Source organism: Robertmurraya sp. DFI.2.37 (assembly GCF_029211245.1).
Lineage (GTDB): Bacteria > Bacillota > Bacilli > Bacillales > Cytobacillaceae > Robertmurraya > Robertmurraya methanolica_A.
The window spans coordinates 1-4802 of record NZ_JARGEJ010000106.1 but is presented as its reverse complement, the minus strand read 5'-3'; the positions used below and the strand labels follow the sequence as shown (position 1 = coordinate 4802).

Here is a 4802-nt window from a genome sequence, read left to right as displayed (position 1 = left end):
AGGAGAAAATAGCTTTCCTCTGTCTTTTTCGACGTTAGGAGAAAATAGCTTTCCTCTGTCTTTTTCGACGTTAGGAGAAAATAGCTTTCCTCTGTCTTTTTCGACGTTAGGAGAAAATAGCTTTCCTTGATCTTTTCAACAAAAGAAATAATCTTTTTTTACTTCTTCAAGTCTTATTTAATTGAAAAAGTCGATTGTGGAAGCAGTATTTAACCTACGACATTCGAGTTATGAAGCCAACGATCTACCAGACTTTGCCACCCCACGATATAAGCGACAATAATAAAAGTGATATGGCGGAGGAAGAGGGATTCGAACCCCCGCGCGGTTTAACCCGCCTGTCGGTTTTCAAGACCGATCCCTTCAGCCAGACTTGGGTATTCCTCCATGTTAATATAAATTGGTAGCGGCGGAGGGGATCGAACCCCCGACCTTACGGGTATGAACCGTACGCTCTAGCCAGCTGAGCTACACCGCCATAATATAATGCTTTACTTTTTATAAAGCAAATTATTTTCACCTTCATCATCTAAATATACATTTTTTTCAATACCCTAAAAAAATGTATATGACCCGTACGGGATTCGAACCCGTGTTACCGCCGTGAAAGGGCGGTGTCTTAACCGCTTGACCAACGGGCCAACTCTTTCAAACATTTTTTGAAAACAGCTATATCAATATAACACCCCGAAAAGGATTCCGTCAATGCTTTTTTTCAAAAACTTTTCCCGGACCAAAAGTAAAGCAATTTAAAGTTTTACCAACTATTTGAATAATCAAAAATATCGTCGTATAATGACATAGATAAATCCATTCTTCTATATTTATACCATTTCAATATAGCTAGGAGGAAGAAAAAATGAAATACGTCAAAGCAATGTACGCCACTATGGCCATAATTATTTTTGTTATTTTAGTCAGTGAATATGTTCTGAACAGTGCCTATTCTGCTATTGCTGCTTGGATATGCACAATGTTATTTCTACTCGGTACAATTTTCTTCGTAAACGCACGGTACTATTTAAGAAAAGAAGATCGCTCATAATTTAGTGTGGAAACGAAATTATAAGGAAACAGAACGCAAAAACAATATTTTCACTTTGTTTATACAATTATCAATCTAAAAATCGTCATCAACCACAAAAAAAGAACTACCCATGGAATAGTAGCTCTTTAGTAAGACGAATCAATAATTTTAACGTCTTTAATATTTACCAACTGGACATCGTAAGTAAGATTTGAATTTCGAATTTCGATCATGCCATTATGATAATTAAAGATGATAGTGTATCGCTCTTCATTATATAAAACGTCTTTACCTAACACTTTTCACAGCTCCATCTCTATCAAAAAATAGCACTCACATCGGCTCACTCTCAGTGCATAACTCCTGGCTCAGGCTCATTAATGGTAATTGGTGCATCAGGGGCATGGTATGTTCCAAAGAACGCAATCAAAACAATTAGCAAACTACTTAAAAATCTTTTCATTTCTCCAACCTCCTTTTTACAAAAATTTTATCATGTAAAAAGAAAGGGTGAATTTGGCGAATTTCCTGATATAATGAGGTTAAAGGGTTGTTTTCTTAAAATTTCAGATGTTTTTGGCCTTCATAATAAATATAGTTATATTCGGAGTGATTAATATGGCAAGATATTTAGGTCAACGAATTAAAGAAGCAAGGGAACGCCTTGGATTGTCCCAATATGAAACAAGCAAAGACATATGCACACAAGCATATATTAGCAAAATTGAGAGCGGGAATGTTTTTCCAACTGCTGATATTTTGCTAAAACTAGCGGATCGATTCAGCGTTGATATTTCATACCTCCTTGATATCTCTAGCATACCTAGACATGATTATGTTATCGATACTTTCTCTGAAATCCGCGAAGCCATCAACAATCGTGATTATGAATTGGTACGAACAATCATTAATTCCGAATCCAATAACGAGTTATTTAAAGAGAAGAAATTATATCAATTCTTAAAATGGCATGAAGGAATTTGCTATTTTCAATTAGACCATGATCTTCATAATTCCATCCAATGTTTTGACGAGGCTCTTAGCCTCACAGCTTCTAATAAAAAACTCTACTCTGAACGTGAAATTGAAATCCTCATTAGCAAAGCAAATATTTATAGCCAATGTCAAATGTATGATGAGGCCGTCGAAATATACAGTGAAGCCATAAATCATCTAAATAAACTAACAGACATTATTAATAAACATGTCCCGGTAAGATTAAATTACAATTATGCCAGAGTACTACGACTGCTCTCTAGACATGCGGAGTCTATCCAAATTTGTGAAAAAGGGTTAAAACTTACTGAAAAATATCAACTTATGTATTTAAAAGGCGATTTATATTTTCAAAAGGCCCTAAGTCATAAAGCATTAAATGAAAATGAAAAAGCGATCGAATCCTTTAATTTAGCAGAGATGGTTTACATATTAGAGCACAATGATACATCACTGCGCATGGTAAAATATCACGTCGCTGAAGTAAACAAAGCACTCACTATCCATGAACGTCATGAGCCGCTTTTTTTATAATACACCCTACCCGGAGTAAATTATACCCCGGGTAACTTTATTGAATTAAACAATAATGTTGATAAAATGACTTTTTATTCATTACCTTCGTTCCATACACCTTTCGGTAAAAACTAAAAGGTTAAGGAAATGAAGCAAAAATCAATACCGACATCTCATTAACAAAGTTAATTTAAAGATACTTTCGATGAACAGCTTTTCCATCATACGTAAAAAGCATACTTCGGTCTTCGATAATGGTTTCGATATGAACGCTTCTGCCCCAAAGCTGATAAATATACGGAAGTACTTTTTCTAAGTATTTCAAGTCAAGTTCAATTCCTTCATACCAATGTTTAATGTAGAGTTCACCATTTTTCAAATAATCTCCATCAGTAACAGTTAAATAAGGGAAACCTCCATTCACTCGCATATTAACGAGTTGATCTCTTACCTCCTGCCAGTCTTTATCAACAATTTTGTAATCGCGACCTTGTTTTTGAAATAAATACATGTCTTCACGCATTACAAGATCCTTCGTTAAGTAATTTCTTAAAAATGAAATATCTGATTCAATTTCGCGTACTTCGAACATTTTTTCTCTTCCGGAACTTTCTTTTACTCCACGCTCTTTCATTTCCTCTGTCGGATGATTATAGCGTTCCTCTATATCTTCAAAAATTTTCAGCCCCAAATAATACGGATTGATTCCTGTCCTTGACGGTTGAACAACCCCTGCATTAAGTTTGGCAAATTCTAGAGCTTCATCAGAAGTAAGATCCATCTCCCGCAAAATTCTTTGATGCCAGAACGAAGCCCAGCCTTCATTCATAATTTTTGTCTCTAATTGAGGCCAAAAATAAAGCATTTCCTCTCTCATCATCGTCAAAATATCCCGTTGCCAATCCGTTAATTCACGGCTGTAGTTTTCGATAAATAACAGAATGTCTTTTTCAGGTTGTGGTGGAAATTTCCGTTTTTTCTTTTTCTTTACACTTTTTCCTTCATCTTTCTTATCTAAATTCCACAGATCATCATAAGGACTTGCTTTTATCTCTTCTTCTTCAAATTCCACATCATCCAATGTCCAAGAGAGCTTCGGCCGCATTAAAGAAGGATCAATATGCTCTTCAATCGCCAATACCGCATTAAGAAATTCTTCCACTTCCTCTTTCCCATGTTCAATCTCATATTGACGAATTCTTTCAGCTGTTGCTGACATGCTTTCAACCATATCTCGTTTCGTATTTTGAAAACGAACATTATTTTTGAAGAAATCACAATGTGCCAATACGTGCGCAACGATCAGTTTATTTTGGATTAGTGAATTTGAATCCAGTAAAAAAGCGTAGCAAGGATTGGAATTAATGACGAGCTCATATATTTTAGAAAGTCCTAAATCGTAATGAAGTTTCATTTTATGAAATTGTTTACCAAAGCTCCAATGTGAAAAACGGGTCGGCATACCGTATGCGCCAAAAGTATATATAATATCAGCCGGACAAATTTCATACCTCATCGGGTAAAAATCCAGACCGAATCCTGAAGCAATTTCCGTAATTTCATCAATCGCATATTCCAGCTCTTTACGCTCTTCCTCTCTCATATGTTTTCCTCCTTCATCATCTTATCAACAATGTATGAGACAAAAACAAAAATGATGAGATTGATTTTTCACCCTAACGCATTTATCGTGATCTTGGTTCTCATAAAAGGAAGAGCCTATTCTTCATCCATAGCTGTCTGCATTTTCGACGTTTTTTACACAGGTAAATGCTGCTCTTCCTAATTTACAAGATGACCAACATTTACAGAGAAAGTTTATAAGCTCTCCGCACAGACTATAATCAACTCCTTAAAAAAGGAGATGAGGGAAATGGATTTAGTTGATTACGACCGTGCATTGTATTATACCCATCGTTCCGAGTGGGATAATTTACTAATTTTAATGGTGCGCACAAAGGATCATTTTTTAGCTAAGAAAATTGAACACTTCTTACATGCCTATAATTTTGAAAAAGACTATATGGTGATTGAGCAACATCTATATTCTTTATTAAGATACATCGACCATGCAAACAGTCACCTTGAAGAAGAACAAGAGTTGAACACGAATTGGATGTAATTAGAATTCCACCATAAGAAAAACCGGGCAAAAACCGCCCGGTCCCTTTTTGTCTAGCGAATATCCGAAATTTTATACTCTATACCGTGTACTCCTTTGTAATACTCGGGATACATTTCTCCTCCGCATTTTTCACACGAA

At 35.5% G+C, this 4802-nt stretch carries 5 protein-coding genes and 3 tRNA genes; 3 read left to right on the top strand and 5 right to left on the bottom strand.

The window, feature by feature from the left end; all coding sequences use genetic code 11:
• Positions 1–294: 294 nt before the first annotated feature.
• From PZE06_RS25310 to PZE06_RS25300, 3 genes are all read right to left on the bottom strand, one after another.
• A tRNA-Ser gene (locus PZE06_RS25310) sits at positions 295–387 on the bottom strand.
• Positions 388–401: 14 nt separating this feature from the next.
• Positions 402–478: transfer RNA gene (locus PZE06_RS25305), tRNA-Met, on the bottom strand.
• A gap of 91 nt (positions 479–569) precedes the next feature.
• Positions 570–641, bottom strand: a tRNA-Glu gene (locus tag PZE06_RS25300).
• Positions 642–859: 218 nt separating this feature from the next.
• Here PZE06_RS25300 and PZE06_RS25295 point away from each other — a divergent pair.
• Positions 860–1045, top strand: coding sequence for a hypothetical protein (locus PZE06_RS25295; RefSeq protein ID WP_150917735.1), 186 nt, complete (start codon positions 860–862; stop codon positions 1043–1045).
• A 128-nt stretch (positions 1046–1173) separates the two neighbouring features.
• Here the strand turns inward: PZE06_RS25295 and PZE06_RS25290 are convergent, their stop codons facing one another.
• Positions 1174–1326 carry a hypothetical protein gene (locus PZE06_RS25290; protein WP_275792082.1) on the bottom strand — a complete coding sequence of 51 codons (153 nt, stop codon included), beginning with the start codon at positions 1324–1326 and terminating at the stop codon, positions 1174–1176.
• A gap of 319 nt (positions 1327–1645) precedes the next feature.
• Between PZE06_RS25290 and PZE06_RS25285 the strand changes: the two genes are divergently transcribed.
• Positions 1646–2557, top strand: coding sequence for a helix-turn-helix domain-containing protein (locus PZE06_RS25285; RefSeq protein WP_191963225.1), 912 nt, complete (start codon positions 1646–1648; stop codon positions 2555–2557).
• A 172-nt stretch (positions 2558–2729) separates the two neighbouring features.
• Here PZE06_RS25285 and PZE06_RS25280 read toward each other — a convergent pair whose 3' ends face one another.
• Entirely contained in the window at positions 2730–4142 is a 1413-nt protein-coding gene (locus PZE06_RS25280) for a SpoVR family protein (RefSeq protein WP_150917741.1), read from the bottom strand.
• Positions 4143–4412: 270 nt separating this feature from the next.
• Between PZE06_RS25280 and PZE06_RS25275 the strand changes: the two genes are divergently transcribed.
• Positions 4413–4661, top strand: coding sequence for a YhdB family protein (locus PZE06_RS25275; RefSeq protein WP_150917744.1), 249 nt, complete (start codon positions 4413–4415; stop codon positions 4659–4661).
• Positions 4662–4802: the final 141 nt, after the last annotated feature.